The following is a 15643-nucleotide window of genomic DNA, read 5'->3' on the forward strand; positions in this document are numbered from 1 at the left end:
GACTCCGCTCAGTCGCCGGGCGGCCGGCGGCGCTGCCGCTTCGTCTCGGAGCGCTGCTGCTTCGCGGCGAGCCGCCGGCGGGTGGAGCCGCGCGTGGGCCGGGTCGGGCGCCGCGGGGCGGAGGGAGGCGCGAGGGCCGCGGTGATGATCCCGCGGAGCAGCTCGAGGGCCGTCTCGCGGTTGCGCAGCTGCGAGCGCTCCTGCGCCACCGTGACGGTGACCGCCCCGGAGACGAGCCGCCGCCCGAGGCGCTCGAGCAGGCGCGAGCGCTGCTCGTCCGAGAGGGCCGTCGACTCCTCGACGCTCCAGGTGAGCTGCACGCGGCTGTCGGAGGTGTTCACGTGCTGCCCGCCGGGCCCAGAGGAGCGCGAGAACCGCCACTGCAGCTCCGATGCGGGGACGACGAGCCCCGGCCGCACCTCGAGATCCATGCGGCAAGCCTGGCACGCGCCCGCCTCCGAGCGGGAGCGCCCGCGATCCGCTCCCGGGTGCGGTGTCCTCTTCCGGACGTGTCCGCTACAGGCTCTTGTCCCCGCTGTGGTCACGTCCGGACACTGGAGAGGTGCCCGGGCGGGCGCATCGGCCGACTCCTCATTGCCACCCGAAGGCGTCGAGGGGTCGGCCGCACGGCTCGGTCCCGCGGGAGCTCAATCGCGCGGCACCGTCTCGGCGAGGTCGATCTCGCCGTCGTCCAGCGCTCCCGGCTCGAGCGCCTCCGGATCATCGAGCACCGGCTCTCCGGCACCGGCGTCGCCGTCGCGGGTGCGCGAGTCCGCCGCCCACGCCGTACCGAGCGCGAAGAGCGTCGCCACTCCGTAGTGCTCCATCGCGGCGGCCACGCGGCGGCGGCCGGTCCGCGGATTCATGCCGAGCCGGTGCGACGCGGTCTCGAGCGTGACGCCCTGGCGCATCAGCCGGAGCAGCGGCAGCCAGCTCTGGTCGACGGCTCCGATCGGAGCGGCCTGCCGCCACAGCACCTCGAAGTACGACTCGACCAGACCGGCCAGCGCCGCATGGCGCACGCCGAGCACGCTGGTCGGCTTCGTCTCGCCCCACTCGAACGGGACGGCGAGGTGGTCGCCGTCGACCCAGAACCAGCTCGGCGGGCTCTCGAGGAGCCGGTACTCGACGCCCGCCGCCTGGTACGCCTCCACCCGGGCGAGCACCCGGGGGTCGCGCGCGCCGGCGGCCGGCATGATGACGCGCACCCGGTCCTTCGCCGCGAGCGCGTGCCCGAAGCGGATCGCCCGCTCCGTCGGCGGATCGAGGAACCGCTCCACGTTCGGGAGCACCGCCACGAGCGAGCCGGAGTCGCGGCGCACCAGGTCGAACCAGAGGTCCTCGGACGCGTGCGGCCCGTGGCGGAGGAGGGTCGGCACGGGATCCGACGTGTCCTCGCCGACCCGCCAGGCGCCGAGCAGCATCGGCAGGCCCGCGACGACGCGCTCGATCCCGTCCAGGGACTCCCTGCCCGCCCGCCGCGCCGACTCGGTGTGCCGGGCGATGGCCGCGGCCGCCCACTCCATCGGCGCCGGGAAATCGAGCTGCTCGCCCTCGCCGCCCATGAGCCCCCGGCCGCGGAGCCGCTCGATCGCCGCGGCGACCTCGGCCTCGTCGATGTGGGTCAGCTCCGCCGCGTCGGCCAGCGTCGCCGGCCGTCCCCGCAGCAGCGCAGCCAGGAGTCCGTCGTCGTCCATGCGTCTCCTTCGCCGTGGGCCGTCACCCGAGGGTGCCGTCTCCGCGGTCGAGGAGCAAGGGACGCGCGGCGGACGGCGGGGAGCGGCCAGGCGGGGGCGGCGGATGAACTCGTGACGAGCACGGACCTCGGCTCAGCTGAGGACTTCCAGCGGAGACCTCTTCTTCGCTCCCGATCGCACTCTTTCGCAGTGGCGCCTCGTCACCGGGAAGGCGGTGGTCACTGCGGACGTCCGGGATCGATCAGGAGCGCGGTACTGCGGTCACTCGGACAGCAGCGGGGTCGAGCGGCCCAGGCGCCTGCCGTACTCGGCGATGGCGCGGCCGACGGGGAGCCGCTCGGCCTCGTAGCGCTCGAGCGCCTCGTCGACCGGGTGCCGCGCGAGGGAGGCGGCGAGGGCCAGCGCGTCGCCCGCCGCCTTGGCCGCGCCCATGGCCGTGTGCGGCCGCACCGTCACGGCGGCGTCACCGAGGAGGGCGACCCGGCCGCGCACCGTCCGCGGCGGGACGTAGTCGACGATCGCCTGCAGGAAGGGCTGCGACTCGGCCAGGACGGCAGCCGCGAAGGGCGGCGGCAGGCGGTCGACCGCGTCCTCCTCGAGCCGGCGGCGGAGATCGTGGGCGAGATCGCCGGGCGCGAGGGACACGCTCTCCGGGGGACGGCCGGACGCCGTCATCACTCCGCGGAGGGCGTCCTCCGAGAGGGGCCGGTACCAGACCCAGTTGTAGCGCCGGCGGCCGGGCTCCACCTCGCCGGCGGGTCCGGGGACGAGGTAGCCGAGCATGTGCTCGCCGGGCGCGGTGTAGAAGGCGAAGCGTCCGAGCAGAGTCGCCGCGGCCTCGGCGGGGAGCGCCGACTCCGGGATCAGCCCGCGCCAGGTCGAGTAGCCGGCGTAGCGGTTCCCCGGCGCCTCGGGCGCGACCGCCGCGCGCACGACGGATCCGAGGCCGTCGGCTCCGATGACGACGTCGAAATCCAGGCCGCTCCCGTCGCGCAGCTCGACGACGACCGGGTCCGTCCCGACCGAGGGGCGCACCCCGGCGACGGCATGGCCGAGGAGGTAGCGGTCGGCGGGGATCCGCGAGCGGAGCGTGTCGTAGAGGTGGTCCCACGACACCTGCGTCTGCGGGGAGGGGTCGCGGCCGATCACGCGCCCGGAGCGGTCGAGGGTGATCCGCTCGTGCGCGACGACGCCGACCCGCGCCTCGTCGTCGCGGCCGATCGCGTGCAGGAGGTCGATCAGGTCCTGCTGGGCCACCAGCCCGGCTCCCCGCCGCGACAGCCCCGTCGCCGACCGCTCGAGGACCGTCACGCGGTGCCCGTCGCCAACGAGCAGGGCCGCGGCGAACAGTCCGCCGATCGAGCCGCCGATGATCCCGACGTCGAGCGGGCGCACCGCTCCTCCTGCTGCCATGAGCGCGACCGTACCGGCGAGCGCGCGGCGCCCGTTCCTACAGACGGCGGAACAGCGCGGCCTCAGGACGCATCAGCCCGGAGATCCGGAGAACCTTGGACAGCCGTGCCTCGCGAACTCAGCGACCATCACTGCACAGCTCTCTCACCTAGACGGATCAGAAGGGTCTTCGCATGGGCATTCATCGGTTCGGGTGAATCCGGCTCGTAGCGGAAGAGTGCGGTTCCCGACCGATCTGCAAACGCGAAAGCAGAGCTGGTGAAGCCGGACTTGGAAACAATGACTGGTTTTTTCTGATCGATCATCGATGCGCCGCACAGATCTCGCACCGCGGGTTCGGAAATCGGTCGCGTCTGATACTTCACCTGCACGATGAGATCGACGGACTCGATATCGATCCCTCCGTCCCTGGATCCGCGTCCCAACCGGGCACGTGCAACGCCTTGGCGGATCAGCCAGCGCCAGACCTCCCGCTCAGCCTCTCTCCAAGGCCGGTCCTGGTTCGTGGATGCTGCCAGACTCCGCGGATAGCCGTAGTTGCCGCCGGGTCCTGAGTCCGGACCGCGGTGCCAGACCGGTCCATCCAACCTCGGCGGGGTCGTGGGTTCGACCAACGAGCCGAAGGCCAGTTTCTCCCCAGCGGACATGATCAAGAGCTTGGGCGGTCGCGGAACAACCTCGGCAGATCGCTCCTTCTCGCGGTGACGCTCCCCGAGGTGACTCCTCGCCTCGGAATCTGACATCCCCACGAAACTGAGCGGCGGCGGACCTTGACGCACCGGTTGCCGGAGCAACGACAGCGCCACGAGTCGACTGTTCGTCTTCCAGGACGCGACCGCCGCTTCTACCAGTACCCTCGCGCCGAGTTTCCGATGCGCGGCACGATCGCGAGGGGCGAGCTGTGACCAGAGTTCTTGAGCGGTCGACTGGATCTCAGCCCTGACGGCTTGCTCACTGGTGAGCCGCACCAGCGACGATCCGAGAGCCTCCACCCGCGCAAGAGCCTCACCCAGCTGCAGCTCGCGTCCCACGCCACGACTCTAGTGAGAGCAGCCGTCCCCAGGCGATCAGTATCGAACAAGCGGTCGAAGACGCCCGTGCGCCCACCGCATCCTTCGCGGGCAGGAAGCAGCGAGCGCGAGAGTGTCGGCGGACGGCTCGTTCGAGACGGTGACGAAGAGGGAGAGACCTTGGCGGTTCTCGCGTGCGCCGTTCAAGCGTTCTCCGCACTCAAGGGGGTGCTCCGAATGTCTCTGCTGACACCTGTGTCCTGGCTGATCATCGCCGCGAACGATCGGGAACACCAGAGCGCCCGCGAACACGCCGACAAAGATCCCGTACGCCGTATCGCCGGCCCCCTCAAGTGCGGTCGTCCGCGCGCAGCGACCGGATCATTCCGCGGAGCAGGCGCGCCGCCGCCTGCCGCTCCTCCTCCGCGAGCCCCTCCAGCATCCGCAGCTCCACCCCGCGGACGGCGGCGGACGCCTCGGCCAGGCTCCGGCGTCCGCGCTCGGTGAGGCGGGTGGGGAGCGCCTTGCCGACCGGAGCCGCGTCGGGGCGGGTGACGACGCCGTCGCGCTCCAGAGTCTGCAGCAGGACGTTCATCGACTGCCGGGTGACGAAGGCGCCCCGCGCGAGCTCCGAGTTGGAGAGGCCCGGCCGCTGGGCGAGGAGCTCGAGGCAGGAGTAGTGGGTGACCGTCATCCCGAGCGGGCGGAGCACGGCCTCCATCGCCGCGCGCAGCGCGCTCGATGCCTCCTTGAGCAGGTAGCCGAGCGAGGTCTCGAGGTCGATGCCGTCTTGACTCATGTCAGAATTCTGACATACGCTCCTGTGTGTCAGAAAGCTGACACAACCGAGGAGGAACCCCATGCCCGTCACCGGCCCCGACTTCGTCTCGCTCCAGGTCCGCGACCTCGCGGCGTCCCAGGCGTTCTACGAGCAGTACCTCGGCCTGGTCCGCTCGCCCGCCGGCCCGCCGCACGCCGTCGTCTTCACGACGACTCCGATCGCCTTCGCCCTGCGCGACCTCGCGCCCGGCACCGACCTCGACTCCGCCTCCCGCCCCGGTGTGGGCGCCGCGATCTGGCTGCACGCGACCGGCGTGCAGGAGATCCACGACGCGCTCGTCGCCGACGGGCACCCCGTCGTCGCGGCTCCGATCGACGGCCCGTTCGGGCGCACCTTCACCTTCGCCGACCCGGACGGCTACCACGTCACCCTGCACGACCGCGCCTGAGCGGGACGGTGCGGACCGCGCCTGAGCTGAGCGGGGCAGAGCGGGACGGGACGGGGCAGAGCGCCTCAGCCCATCGCGCGCAGCTGGGCGGCGAAGAGATGCAGCGAGCGGTCGACCTCGGGCAGCGCCGGCGTCCGGTTGAGGTGCCCGTGGGGCATGCCGGCGGCCAGGTGCCCGGTCACGGCGACGCCCGCCTCCGCGAGCTGGCGCAGGAGCAACTCGGCCGACCCCCGCAGCTCGTCGTACTCGTTCACGAGGACCGTGACCGGAGGCAGACCCGCCAGCGGCGCGGAGCCGGGCAGCGCCTCGACGGGGAGGTCGGAGATCCGCCCGAGGTAGGTGCGCACCATGCCCTCGATGCTCGACGGAGGAAAGCGGAGGACCGGCGGCAGCTCACGCAGCTCGGCCGCGATCGCGTCGTCGACGGCGGGGTTGGGGAAGTGGGCGAAGGGGTAGGCCAGGAGCACGTGCTCCGGCAGCCGCGCACCGGCGTCGCGCTCGCGGAGGACCGCGCCGAGGGCCAGGGCCGCTCCCGCGCTCGCGCCGCCGATCGCGACGGGCGTGGATCCGGACTCCGTGCTGCGGAGGTGCCGCCAGGCGGCGTGCACGTCGTCCAGCGGGACGGGGTAGCGGACGTCGGGGCCGGCGAGCCGGTAGTCGACGGAGACGACCCGGGCCCCCGCCCGGTGGGCGAGCTCCGCCGCGACGACGTGCGACTCGCGCATGTCGACGCTGCCGGCGGCGAACCCTCCTCCGTGCACCCAGAGCAGAGCGCGCTCGGGCGCGGCGGGCGAGTACACGCGCAGCGGGACCGGTCCGTGCGGGCCGGACGCGGTCTCCGTGACGACGTCGATCCCCTCGGGCAGCGACCAGGGCCCCGGATCCTCCTCGAACGCGGCCATGCGGGCGGCCTGCTCGGCGTCGAGCGGATACGCGAGGCCGGCCAGGAAGGGCAGCCGGGCGGCGAGGTACGGATCGAGCGGCATCGGCGCCTCCTGCGGGGTCGGGGTCGCGGACCACGCTAGCCCGGCCGCGGGTCCTCGAGCGGCGCCTGCTCAGCCGCGTCGCCGCAGGAGCAGCACGCCGTCCAGGAGCACGGCGGCCGTGCCGTCGGGAGCGGTCACGGCGCGCTCCCGCGTCTCGACGAGCTCCGCGGTCCACTCGGCCGGGTCGAGGGCCAGCTCGGCGAGCTCCTCCTCGGGGTCGACGAGGTGCATCGCTCCGTGGCGGTGGTCGTCGCCGCTCGCCCACGGCGGGGGCGCGGCGTGCGAGACGACGGCGAGGCGGCCGCCGGGAGCGACGACGGAGGCCGCCCGCCGCAGCACGTCGATCCGCGGGAACTCGGCCATCGAGTGCAGGAAGCTCGCCGTCACCAGATCGAACTCCCCCACGACCGGCCAGTCCTCGGCGAGGTCTGCCTGCACGAAGTCCACATCGGCGCCCCGCTCGGCCGCGGCCGCGCGCGCCCGGCCCAGCGCCGTCTCGGAGAGGTCGAGCCCGGTCACGCGCCAGCCGAGCGACGCCAGCCACAGCGCGTCCGCCCCCTCACCGGCGCCGAGGTCGAGGGCGCGGCCCGGCGGCAGCGAGCCGACCAGCCCGACCAGCGTCGCGTTCGGCCGGCCCGACCAGATCCGATCGGAGTCGGCATAGCGCGCCTCCCACTGCTCGCGTGCGGTGCTCATGCTGCTCCTCGTCCCCGGGCGCAGGGGCACCCGCGTCGAGGATGCCGCGCCGCCGCTCCGGCCGCCAGCCGTCGTGCCGAACCGGCACGGGCACCCGTCCCGCGGACGACACGGCCGGACGGAGCCGCGGCGCCGCGCGGACCCGCCGGACGCACTTCCCCGACACGCCCCGCGCCGATTAGCGTCGGTGCATGGCCCTCCGACTCGAAGAGATCATCGTCGACTGCACCGACTTCCGGACCCTCGGGCACTGGTGGCAGGAGGCGCTCGGCTGGGACGTCGTGGACGAGGACGAGGACGGCATCGAGCTGCTCGCCCCGTCGGGCCGCGGGCCGAGCCTCCTCTTCCTCGACGTACCCGAGCGCAAGACCGTGAAGAACCGCCTGCACCTGGATTTCGTGCCGGACGACCAGGAGGCGGAGGTCGCGCGGCTGGTCGGCCTGGGGGCGACGCGGTCCGATGTCGGGCAGGGCGAGCAGTCCTGGGTCGTGCTCGCCGACCCGGAGGGCAACGAGTTCTGCATCCTCTCGGCGCGGGAGTGAGAGCGCTTCCACTTTCCGGGACGGTTGTCGGGAAAGCGCTTCCATGCGCACGCATCGAAAAAGATTCTGAAATGTCAAGGGTAGAACGATCGTTCTCGACTCCCTAGCATCGCCTCCGACGCGTTTCCCGACCGGGAGCGCGCGGAGCCGAGGAGTCACCGTGACCACCTACGACAGACCCGTCGCCGCCGTCGGCATGACGCAGTCGCAGCAGCAGGGCGAGCTGCTCGCCGGCCGCGCCCTCGAGAACCGCGCCCTCGGCCTCTACGCGTACGCCTACCGGCTCACACTGTCGGACTCCGCGGCGAGCGCCGCCCTCCGCCACGCGGCGGTCACCGTCCGCAGCGGACGGCCGCAGGGACTCGACGACACGGGCGCCCTCGACCTGATGCGCTCCGAGGTCGGACGCGCGAGCGTGCAGCGCGGAGGCTCCGCGATGGAGCGCGCCGAGCAGGCCCCGCCCGCGATCCGCGAGGACGACCTGCTGCGCTCGGGCTTCCACCGCCGCCTGCACGCCCTGCCGACGCTCGAGCGCCAGGCCTGGCTGCTCCGGCACACCGGCGGCCACGACGTCGACGCGATCGCGGCGATGCTGCAAGAGCCGGCGGAGCGCATCCGCTCGGCCCTCGCCTCGGCCGCCCGCACGCTGGTCGAGGGCGAGCTGGCCGAGAGCGAGTCCGCGGAGTAGCGCGGCACCGAGGTGCCCGAGAGACGCCGGGTCCAGCCGGCGGCGCCCCTCAGGCGTCTGGGACCCGGCAGCGACTCGGCGCGACCGGGAGGACGGGGTCAGTCGAGGTAGTCGATGTCGTCCCACGGCTGGTGGACGTCACCGGTGTCGCGGTCGTCGTCCGGCACCTCGAGCTCCTCGAAGATCACCGGAACACCTGTCGAGATCAGGACGCTGACCTGGCGGTTGCCCACGATCACGAAGTCGACGAGGCCTCCTCCGGCCTGCGTCGCCTCGGTCGCCGACCGCTTCAGCTCGGCGACGTCGGTCCCCTGGGACAGCCCGTAGGTCTTGCCCTCGATGGTGACGGTGGTGCGGATCATGTGGCGCTGCTGCTCCTCGGCTCGATGGGTTCAGCGTACGAATCGCGCGCGAGCGCTGCCAGGCCTTGCGGTGGAGGCCCGCGGCTGCCACGGGTGAAGGGGCCGGCTGAGGCGAGCGGCGTCCGGAGCCGAGGCCAGGAGCAGCGTGACGGGCCGCTCGGGCGGATCCGCCGCTCCTGACCTCGGTTCCGGACACCGGGCGGCGGAGTCAACCGGGCGCGATCCACGGAGCTCCCGCCGTAGCGTGGAACCTGTCCGCACGTTCCGCATCCGGCGACAAGGAGGATCCGATGACCGAGAAGAACACTCCCGAGGACCCGCAGACCACCGACCCCGAGCACGTCGACCCCGAGACGGCCACCGACCCCGAGGGCGACCCGGTCGAGAACCCGTCGGGCTGACGCCCGCACCGGAACGGCCCGCGACCGCCGGGACACCGCTGAAAAGGCGGAGTCCCGGGGGTCGCGGGCCGTTCCCGTGTCCGGCGCCGCCATACTGACGGAGTGCAGGCCGAGGACGACGAGCGCAGGGATCTCGAGCGGATCCTGTCGGCCCGACCCCGCGACGACGGCGCCGACCGGGACGAGCGGCGCGAGGCGCTGCGACGGCTCGGCGAGCTGGAGGCGGAGGACGCTCCTCCCGGAGTGACGGGGTCCGGCGCGCAGACCGGCGCCGCGCCGTCCTTGGCGCAGCCGGGTACGGCGCATCCCGGGACGGCGACCGACTCGCGCGCCCCCCTGCCGGCGACCGCACTTCCGCTGTCGGCGACCGCCGGCTCCGGGACTCCGGAGTCGCCCGCCGAGCACCCCGACCGGCCGGCCCCGCGGACGCCGCACCCGCGCCGCCGCCGCCTCGTGCTGGCTGCCGCGATCGTCGGCGGAGCCGCGGTCGGCGCGATCGTCCCCACCGCGCTCCTCCTCCCTCCGCCCGCGGACCCCGTCGCCCCGCCGACCGCCTCCGCGGATCCCGCCGACCGCTTCGCCGCGCTCGTCGAGGGCTGGGAGCCGACCACCGACGTCCCGCCGGGCCTCGCTCTGCTCGCCGGGGAGGCCACGGTCTACGGCTCCGGGTTCGACACCGCCGAGAACGACCGCCTGCTGATCACCGAGCCGAACGGCACCACGGTGTGCCTCGCCGTGCAGCGCCCGGACGCGTCCTTCTTCGCCGGCTGCACCGGCTCGGAGGCGTTCTTCGCCGGGGAGCCCCTCCGCGTCAGCGGCACGACGCTCCGCAGCGGCGCCCCGGTGTACACGCAGATCCTGCTCCGCCCGGACGGGACGATCGAGGGCGGCTACCAGCTGGTGCCGGAGTCGCCGCAGCCCGAGGCGGAGGAGTCCGGAACGGTGGAGTCCGGGTCACCGGACCCCGCGACCAGCGAGCCCTGAACCGCCGGGCCCGCGACCAGCGAGCCGTGAGCCCGCGACCAGCGAGCCGCTAGGCGCGCGTCGCCTCCGCCGCGTCCGCGATCACCTGGGCCGCGGACGCCGTCCGCTCCCACACCGCGCGCTGCCGCTCGGCGCCCGTGCCCCGCGCCAGGACCCGCTCGACGCCGCACGCCGCGACCTCCTCGTCGCCCGACTCCGCCAGCGCCCGACCCGCGTGGTCGAGCAGGCGTGCCAGTACCGCGGAGGCGGGGGCCGGGCAGCCGTCGACCGGATCGATGAGGTCGCCGGTCGTGCCGTGGCGGCTCGCCAGCCACGAGGAGACGGCGATCACCGGAGTCGGCAGCGGCACGGGCGGGACCCCGGCGCCCGCGTCGCGCACGGCCGTCTCGGCGAGCGCCCGGATCAGGACGGCGATCAGCGCCGAGTCCTCGGCGTGCAGCGGGACGTCGGCGATGCGCACCTCGACGGTCGGGTGCGCGCGGGAGAGACGGGCGTCGAAGTAGAGCATCCCCTCGTCCAGCAGCACGCCGCAGGAGGTGAGGGAGGCGACGACGCTCCGGTACTGCTCGACGTCGCCCCAGATCCCGACCGGGCCGGCGGTGGGCCAGCGCCCCCAGGACTGGTAGCGCCAGCTGGCGAACCCGGTGTCGACGCCGGCACTCAGCGGGGAGTTGGTGCTCAGGGCGAGGAGGGCGGGCAGCCAGCCGCGCAGCCGGTCGAGGACCGCGATCCCCTCCTCCGGCGACCCGATCCCGACATGGACGTGCAGGCCGCAGGTGAACTGCTCGCGGGCGACGAGGCCGAAGCGCTCGGCCATCCGGTCGTAGCGCTCGTCGGCCGAGAGGTGCGGCTCGAACGCGGCGGGGCTGGTCGCGACCGCGACGGCGCGGGCACCGACCTCGCGGGCGGAGTCGTCGGCCAGGCGGCGGCCCTCGCGCAGTCCGGCCAGCAGCGCGTCGTGCGTGCGGGCGGGCGAGCCGACCGCCTCGATCTGCTCCGCCTTGAGCTCGGCGGCCAGGGCGACCGCCGCGGAGCCGCGCACGGAGCCGAGCAGCAGCGGCGCCGCGGGCGTCGGGAGGAACGTGCCGGCGTCGACGAGGAGGTACTCCTCCTCCACCCCGAAGGTGCGGGCGCTCATCGGAGCGCCTTCCGCTCGAGTCCCCCGCCGCAGCCCACCCGGTCATCCCACCGTGCCGGGCGCCCGCCGAGCAACCGTCCTCGGCCGATGTTCAGCGTCGGGACGCCCGCGACGCCGGTCCGCGGGCGGGCTGTCAAGGCCGGGTGCAGCGGGGCGCGGAGCGGCAGGATCGGAGCACACCCAGAACCGGAGGTCCCCGTGCCCGACAGCACTCCCGAGCAGGCCGAGTACGACGTCGCCGTCATCGGCGCAGGACCCGCGGGGACGGCCGCCGCCCTCCGCGCCGCTGAGCTGGGAGCGCGCGTCGTCGTGCTCGAGGCCGCGCGCGTCGGCGGCACCTGCGTCAACACCGGCTGCGTGCCCACCCGCGTCCTCGCGAAGACGGCGCGGATGATGCGCGAGACCCGCTCCGCCGGCGACTACGGGATCGAGATCGGCACTCCCGTCCTCGACTGGGCCGCGACCGTGCGCCACGTGCACGAGCGCGTCGACCTGGTGCGCTCGATCAAGCGCGAGGCGCAGCGGTTCGAGGAGGCGGGGGTCGACCTGATCCACGAGGGCCGCGCCCGCTTCGTCGACGAGAGCACCCTCGTGCTCGACAGCGGGAGGCGGATCCGCGCGCGCTCGATCATGGTCTGCGTCGGCGGGCACTCGCGGCGGCTGCCGATCCCGGGCGCCGAGCTCGCGACCGTGCCGGAGGACGTGCTCGGGCTGACCGAGCTGCCGCGCCGCGTCGCCGTGATCGGCGGCGGCAACACGGGCGCCCAGCTCGTCACCGTCTTCAATGCCTTCGGCTCCGAGGTGACGCTCCTCGACGTCGCCCCGCGGATCCTGATGACCTCCGACTCCAGCATCTCCGAGCACGTCGGCGCCGCCTTCGAGCGCCAGGGCGTCCGCGTCCGCACCGGGATCGAGACGGTGTCGGGCATCGAGCGGCAGGACGACGGCTCGCTCGCGATCGCGTGGCGCGAGGGCGGCGAGGACCGGACGGTCGAGGTCGACGTGGTGGTCATGGCCACCGGCTGGCCCGCCGACGTCGAGGACCTCGGACTCGAGAACGCGGGCATCGAGGTCGTCCGCTCGGCGATCCCCGCCGACCAGTACTTCCGCACCGTCGTGCCGCACATCTTCGCGGTCGGCGACGCGAACGGGCGCGACATGCTCGTCCAGGCGGCGCAGTTCGAGGCGGAGGCCGCCGCCGAGAACGCGGTGCTCGGCGCGAACCGGCGCACGCCCCAGTTCCTCCTGCCCGCGGGCGGATTCACGGACCCGGACTACGCGGGCGTCGGCTTCACGCAGGAGCAGGCCCGCGAGCGCGACCCGCAGTGCGTCGTCGCCTCGGTGCCGTTCTCCAATTTGGACCGCGCCGTCATCGACGACCGCGAGAACGGGTTCCTCACGCTGATCGCCGACCGGCGCCGCGAGCTGCTGCTCGGCGCGCACGCGGTCGGCGAGAACGCGATCGAGGTCGTGCAGTCGGTGACCACGGCGATGGCGGCCGGAGTCGACCTCGCGACCCTCGCGAACGTCCGCTTCGCCTACCCCACCTACAGCGCGGTGATCGGGATGGCGGCGCGCGCCCTGCTGGCCGAGCCGGCGCGCCCGACCGAGCTGGACTGACGCGCTACCCGATCCTCGGAGGCGGCGCCAGCCCCGAACCGGCGGCCCGCCGCCTCCGAACAACTGGAGACGGGCACTCCGCCCGCCCCGCCGAGAGGAACCCCTGTGCCGATCCCCGCTGTCGACTACAACCACGTCCGACTCACCGTCCGCGACATCGCCGTCTCGCGCCCCTTCTACGACTCCGTCTTCGGCTTCGACGTCGCCTTCGAGGCGCCGCCGGCCGACGCGTCGCCGGAGGAGAAGGAGCAGCTGGCGTTCGTGTTCGGCGGCGTGATCTACCAGTTCCCGGGCGGACTGCTCGGCCTGCGCCCCGTCGCGCCCGGCGACGACCGCTTCGACGAGGACCGGGTCGGGCTCGACCACGTCAGCTTCACCGTCCCCGACCTCGACGCGCTGAAGGCGGCCGCGGCCGTGCTCGACGACCTCGGCATCGCCCACGAGCCGATCAAGGACGCCGGCGGCATGAGCCTCCTCGAGTTCCGCGACCCCGACAACATCGCGCTCGAGATCACGTCCCCGAGCTGATCGGAGCTGCGCGCGTATCGAGATCTCCACGCACGAACGGGCAGGTCTCGATACGCCGCTTCGGGCTACTCGACCAGCAGAAGTCCCCGACATGCTGATCGAGTAGCGCGCTCAGCGCGCGTCTCGGGATCCCCCGAACCCACGGAGCGCGGACTACGGACGACGTCGACGGTACGGAGTCGTCGTCGACACCCGGACCAGGCCCGCGCGCTCCAGGATGGGCCGCGAGTACTCGGTCGAGTCGCTGTGCACGAGGGTCTTCCCGAGTGCCTGTGCGGAGGCGGCGCGGGCGGCCGTGACCAGGCCGTAGAGCCCGCGTCCGCGGTACTCCGGCAGCGTCGCTCCGCCCCAGATGCCGGCGAAGGCGGTGCCCGGGACGGGCTCGAGCCGGCCGCCGGACGCCATCCGCCCGTCGACCTCGGCGACCCACAGCTCCATGCCGTCGCCGCGCGCCAGGCGGGCGACGAGCGAGTCGGCGATCGACACGTCGATCTCCTCCTCGAAGGCGGCGTCGATCATGGCGCTGAACGCGCGGACGTCCGGCTCGTCGACGACCCGCCGCAGCACGACCCCCTCCGGGACCGGCCGGTCCGAGAGCAGCGCCTCGACCGGGCCGATCATGATCGATTCGGCCTCGTCCGGCGCGAAGCCGTTCGCGACGAGCGCGTCGTGCAGGCCGGGGGCCTCGTCGTGGCCGCGGGTCTTCCACTCGACGCGGGTGATGCCAGGATCGGCATCGAAGTGCGCGCAGGCCGCGGCGACCAGGCGGGCGATCTCCGCGGAGGAGGCGCCGGCGAGGTCGCGGTAGGTGACGAAGCCGCGTCCGCCGGCGAAGGTCACCAGACGCAGAGGCCCTTCGCGCGTCACGGAGACGGCGCTCGGGGTCTCGGCGTCGGAGCGGAGCTGGTCGTCGTAGGCGCGGAGGTAGTCGGAGCTCATCGCCCCGACGCTACCCCCGGACCCGGGCGATCAGGTCCTGGATGAAGGGGATGACGTCCTTCGCCTGGTCGACGCTGGCGAATCCGGTCGCGACGAGCGGCCAGATCGAGCCGATGAGCGTCGCGATGACGGCGGCCACTGCGGCGACCCAGGCGAGGGCCGCGTTGCGGGAGAGGAACGCGACGGCGAGGCAGGCCAGGCCGACCGCGTAGCTGAGGACGATCGAGAGGACGATCGCGCCGACCGGGACGTCGAGCGCCCCGGCCGTGGTGCCGTCGGCCGCGCCGATCAGCCCGAGGACGGGCAGCAGCACGGCGACGACGACCACGAACGAGAGCACGACGCCCGTGCCGAGCGCGATCCAGGCCGCGCGCGGCTTGCGTCGCGCGCCGTACGAGCGGGTGCGCACGGGACTACTCCCGACCGGCGGCGGACGACGCGCGGTCGTCCTCGGAGCGGTGGGCGTCGTCGGACGCGGCGTCGCGATCGGCCGCGGCCTCGTCGCGCTCGACGTGCTCGGACTCCTCCGCAGGAGCGACCTCGACGGTCGCGGTGCGGGGGTCGCCATCGTCGTCCACCGGCTCGACCTGGACGCGGACCACGAACTCCGCGGTCTCGACGACGGCCGGAGCCGCGTGCGTCTCGACGCGGGGGTCGTCCTCGTCGCGCTCGGCGGCGCGCTCGTCGTCGGCCGTCTTCTGGGCGGCTGCGCGCTCGTCGCGCTCGTCGGCCGCACGGTCCATCGCGTCAGCGGCGTCGTCGGCTGCGTCCGCCAAACGTCCGCGGGCGGAGTCGACGGCACCGGAGACGGCGTCGCGAGCGTTCCCGGCGGCCTCCTTGGCGGAGTCGCGGGCGTCGGACGCGGCGCGCTTGGCGGTGTCGACGAGCGGCTCCTCGTCCTCCTCCGGCTTCTCGATCGGGTCGAACGGGCCGTGGACGTCGGTCGCCTCGACGTTGACGACGACGTGGCCGCCGGCGACCGGCTCCGCCACGCGCTGCACCTGATCGCGCACGGCGTCCAGGACCTCGCGGACGGGGTGGGGGTACTCGACGACGAGGTCGATGTCGACGGTGGTGACGCCGTCGGCCTTCGAGACCGTGACTCCGGGGACGGTGCTGGTGCCCAGCACGCGGCGGGAGGCGCGGTCGAGGCCGCGGGCGACGGCTCCGCCGAGGTGGTGGACGCCGGACACGCGCTGGGCGCTCTCGCCGGCGGCGGTCGCGACCCGGCTCTCGGTCGACTCGGGCTCGGACGGCTTCCCGTCGCGGCGGGCGGACTCGCGCCGGCTCTGCTGGTTCGGGGTCGGCTGCTCATCGGTGCGGATGCGCTCGACGGTGCCGGGCTCCATCGGATCGGACATGGGGTGCTCCTTCAGAAAGACTTCCATCCCGCCTGAGCGGGGCTCTCCG

18 protein-coding genes are annotated in these 15643 nt (G+C 73.8%); 6 read left to right on the plus strand and 12 right to left on the minus strand.

Annotation, left to right across the window (positions count from 1 at the left end; translation table 11 throughout):
* Positions 1 to 8 precede the first annotated feature (8 nt).
* The 5 genes from arfB to C5C95_RS05260 form a co-directional block, all read right to left on the minus strand.
* Positions 9 to 431, minus strand: a complete 423-nt coding sequence (gene arfB, locus C5C95_RS05240) for an alternative ribosome rescue aminoacyl-tRNA hydrolase ArfB (protein ID WP_104309199.1) — start codon at positions 429 to 431, stop codon at positions 9 to 11.
* A gap of 216 nt (positions 432 to 647) precedes the next feature.
* Positions 648 to 1697 (minus strand): hypothetical protein, encoded by a 1050-nt coding sequence (locus tag C5C95_RS05245; RefSeq protein ID WP_104225861.1) that lies wholly within the window; start codon positions 1695 to 1697, stop codon positions 648 to 650.
* Positions 1698 to 1958: 261 nt separating this feature from the next.
* A complete protein-coding gene (locus tag C5C95_RS05250) occupies positions 1959 to 3110 on the minus strand; it encodes an FAD-dependent monooxygenase (RefSeq protein ID WP_219814743.1) in 1152 nt (383 codons plus the stop codon).
* Positions 3111 to 3238: 128 nt separating this feature from the next.
* Positions 3239 to 4141: a restriction endonuclease gene (locus tag C5C95_RS05255; RefSeq protein WP_146087052.1), complete on the minus strand. Its 903-nt coding sequence runs from the start codon at positions 4139 to 4141 to the stop codon at positions 3239 to 3241.
* Between the two features lie 328 nt (positions 4142 to 4469).
* Positions 4470 to 4919, minus strand: a complete 450-nt coding sequence (locus C5C95_RS05260) for a MarR family winged helix-turn-helix transcriptional regulator (protein WP_104266509.1) — start codon at positions 4917 to 4919, stop codon at positions 4470 to 4472.
* Positions 4920 to 4980: 61 nt separating this feature from the next.
* Between C5C95_RS05260 and C5C95_RS05265 the strand changes: the two genes are divergently transcribed.
* A complete protein-coding gene (locus C5C95_RS05265; protein ID WP_104225857.1) occupies positions 4981 to 5349 on the plus strand; it encodes a VOC family protein in 369 nt (122 codons plus the stop codon).
* A gap of 65 nt (positions 5350 to 5414) precedes the next feature.
* On the opposite strand, the gene C5C95_RS05270 is transcribed toward C5C95_RS05265, so the two are convergent.
* Both C5C95_RS05270 and C5C95_RS05275 read right to left on the minus strand, forming a co-directional pair.
* The gene (locus C5C95_RS05270; protein WP_104323962.1) at positions 5415 to 6335 is read right to left on the minus strand and encodes an alpha/beta hydrolase fold domain-containing protein; all 921 of its coding nucleotides are present in this window, start codon (positions 6333 to 6335) and stop codon (positions 5415 to 5417) included.
* 69 nt (positions 6336 to 6404) lie between these two features.
* Positions 6405 to 7031 carry a class I SAM-dependent methyltransferase gene (locus C5C95_RS05275; RefSeq protein WP_104323963.1) on the minus strand — a complete coding sequence of 209 codons (627 nt, stop codon included), beginning with the start codon at positions 7029 to 7031 and terminating at the stop codon, positions 6405 to 6407.
* Between the two features lie 191 nt (positions 7032 to 7222).
* Between C5C95_RS05275 and C5C95_RS05280 the strand changes: the two genes are divergently transcribed.
* Both C5C95_RS05280 and C5C95_RS05285 read left to right on the plus strand, forming a co-directional pair.
* Positions 7223 to 7573, plus strand: a complete 351-nt coding sequence (locus C5C95_RS05280; protein ID WP_104224051.1) for a VOC family protein — start codon at positions 7223 to 7225, stop codon at positions 7571 to 7573.
* A 160-nt stretch (positions 7574 to 7733) separates the two neighbouring features.
* A complete protein-coding gene (locus C5C95_RS05285; protein ID WP_104224052.1) occupies positions 7734 to 8261 on the plus strand; it encodes a hypothetical protein in 528 nt (175 codons plus the stop codon).
* A 98-nt stretch (positions 8262 to 8359) separates the two neighbouring features.
* Here the strand turns inward: C5C95_RS05285 and C5C95_RS05290 are convergent, their stop codons facing one another.
* On the minus strand, positions 8360 to 8623 hold the full coding sequence (locus C5C95_RS05290; protein WP_104224053.1) for a hypothetical protein: 264 nt from the start codon (positions 8621 to 8623) through the stop codon (positions 8360 to 8362).
* Positions 8624 to 9126: 503 nt separating this feature from the next.
* On the opposite strand from C5C95_RS05290, the gene C5C95_RS05295 reads away from it, so the two are divergent.
* Positions 9127 to 10008 carry a hypothetical protein gene (locus tag C5C95_RS05295; protein WP_104323964.1) on the plus strand — a complete coding sequence of 294 codons (882 nt, stop codon included), beginning with the start codon at positions 9127 to 9129 and terminating at the stop codon, positions 10006 to 10008.
* A 49-nt stretch (positions 10009 to 10057) separates the two neighbouring features.
* Here C5C95_RS05295 and C5C95_RS05300 read toward each other — a convergent pair whose 3' ends face one another.
* On the minus strand, positions 10058 to 11146 hold the full coding sequence (locus tag C5C95_RS05300) for a glutamate--cysteine ligase (protein WP_104247236.1): 1089 nt from the start codon (positions 11144 to 11146) through the stop codon (positions 10058 to 10060).
* A 198-nt stretch (positions 11147 to 11344) separates the two neighbouring features.
* On the opposite strand from C5C95_RS05300, the gene C5C95_RS05305 reads away from it, so the two are divergent.
* Complete coding sequence (locus C5C95_RS05305; protein WP_258059335.1) at positions 11345 to 12766, plus strand: NAD(P)/FAD-dependent oxidoreductase; 1422 nt, start codon at positions 11345 to 11347, stop codon at positions 12764 to 12766.
* Positions 12767 to 12871: 105 nt separating this feature from the next.
* The gene (locus C5C95_RS05310; protein WP_104223996.1) at positions 12872 to 13294 is read left to right on the plus strand and encodes a VOC family protein; all 423 of its coding nucleotides are present in this window, start codon (positions 12872 to 12874) and stop codon (positions 13292 to 13294) included.
* 153 nt (positions 13295 to 13447) lie between these two features.
* Here the strand turns inward: C5C95_RS05310 and C5C95_RS05315 are convergent, their stop codons facing one another.
* From C5C95_RS05315 to C5C95_RS05325, 3 genes are read right to left on the minus strand one after another with little or no spacing between them, the layout of a single operon-like run.
* The gene (locus tag C5C95_RS05315; protein ID WP_104323965.1) at positions 13448 to 14233 is read right to left on the minus strand and encodes a GNAT family N-acetyltransferase; all 786 of its coding nucleotides are present in this window, start codon (positions 14231 to 14233) and stop codon (positions 13448 to 13450) included.
* 10 nt (positions 14234 to 14243) lie between these two features.
* On the minus strand, positions 14244 to 14642 hold the full coding sequence (locus C5C95_RS05320; RefSeq protein WP_104223994.1) for a hypothetical protein: 399 nt from the start codon (positions 14640 to 14642) through the stop codon (positions 14244 to 14246).
* 4 nt (positions 14643 to 14646) lie between these two features.
* Positions 14647 to 15594 (minus strand): Asp23/Gls24 family envelope stress response protein, encoded by a 948-nt coding sequence (locus C5C95_RS05325; protein ID WP_181125569.1) that lies wholly within the window; start codon positions 15592 to 15594, stop codon positions 14647 to 14649.
* Positions 15595 to 15643 lie beyond the last annotated feature (49 nt).

The organism is Rathayibacter sp. AY1B7 (assembly GCF_002932735.1).
Taxonomy (GTDB): Bacteria; Actinomycetota; Actinomycetes; order Actinomycetales; family Microbacteriaceae; genus Rathayibacter.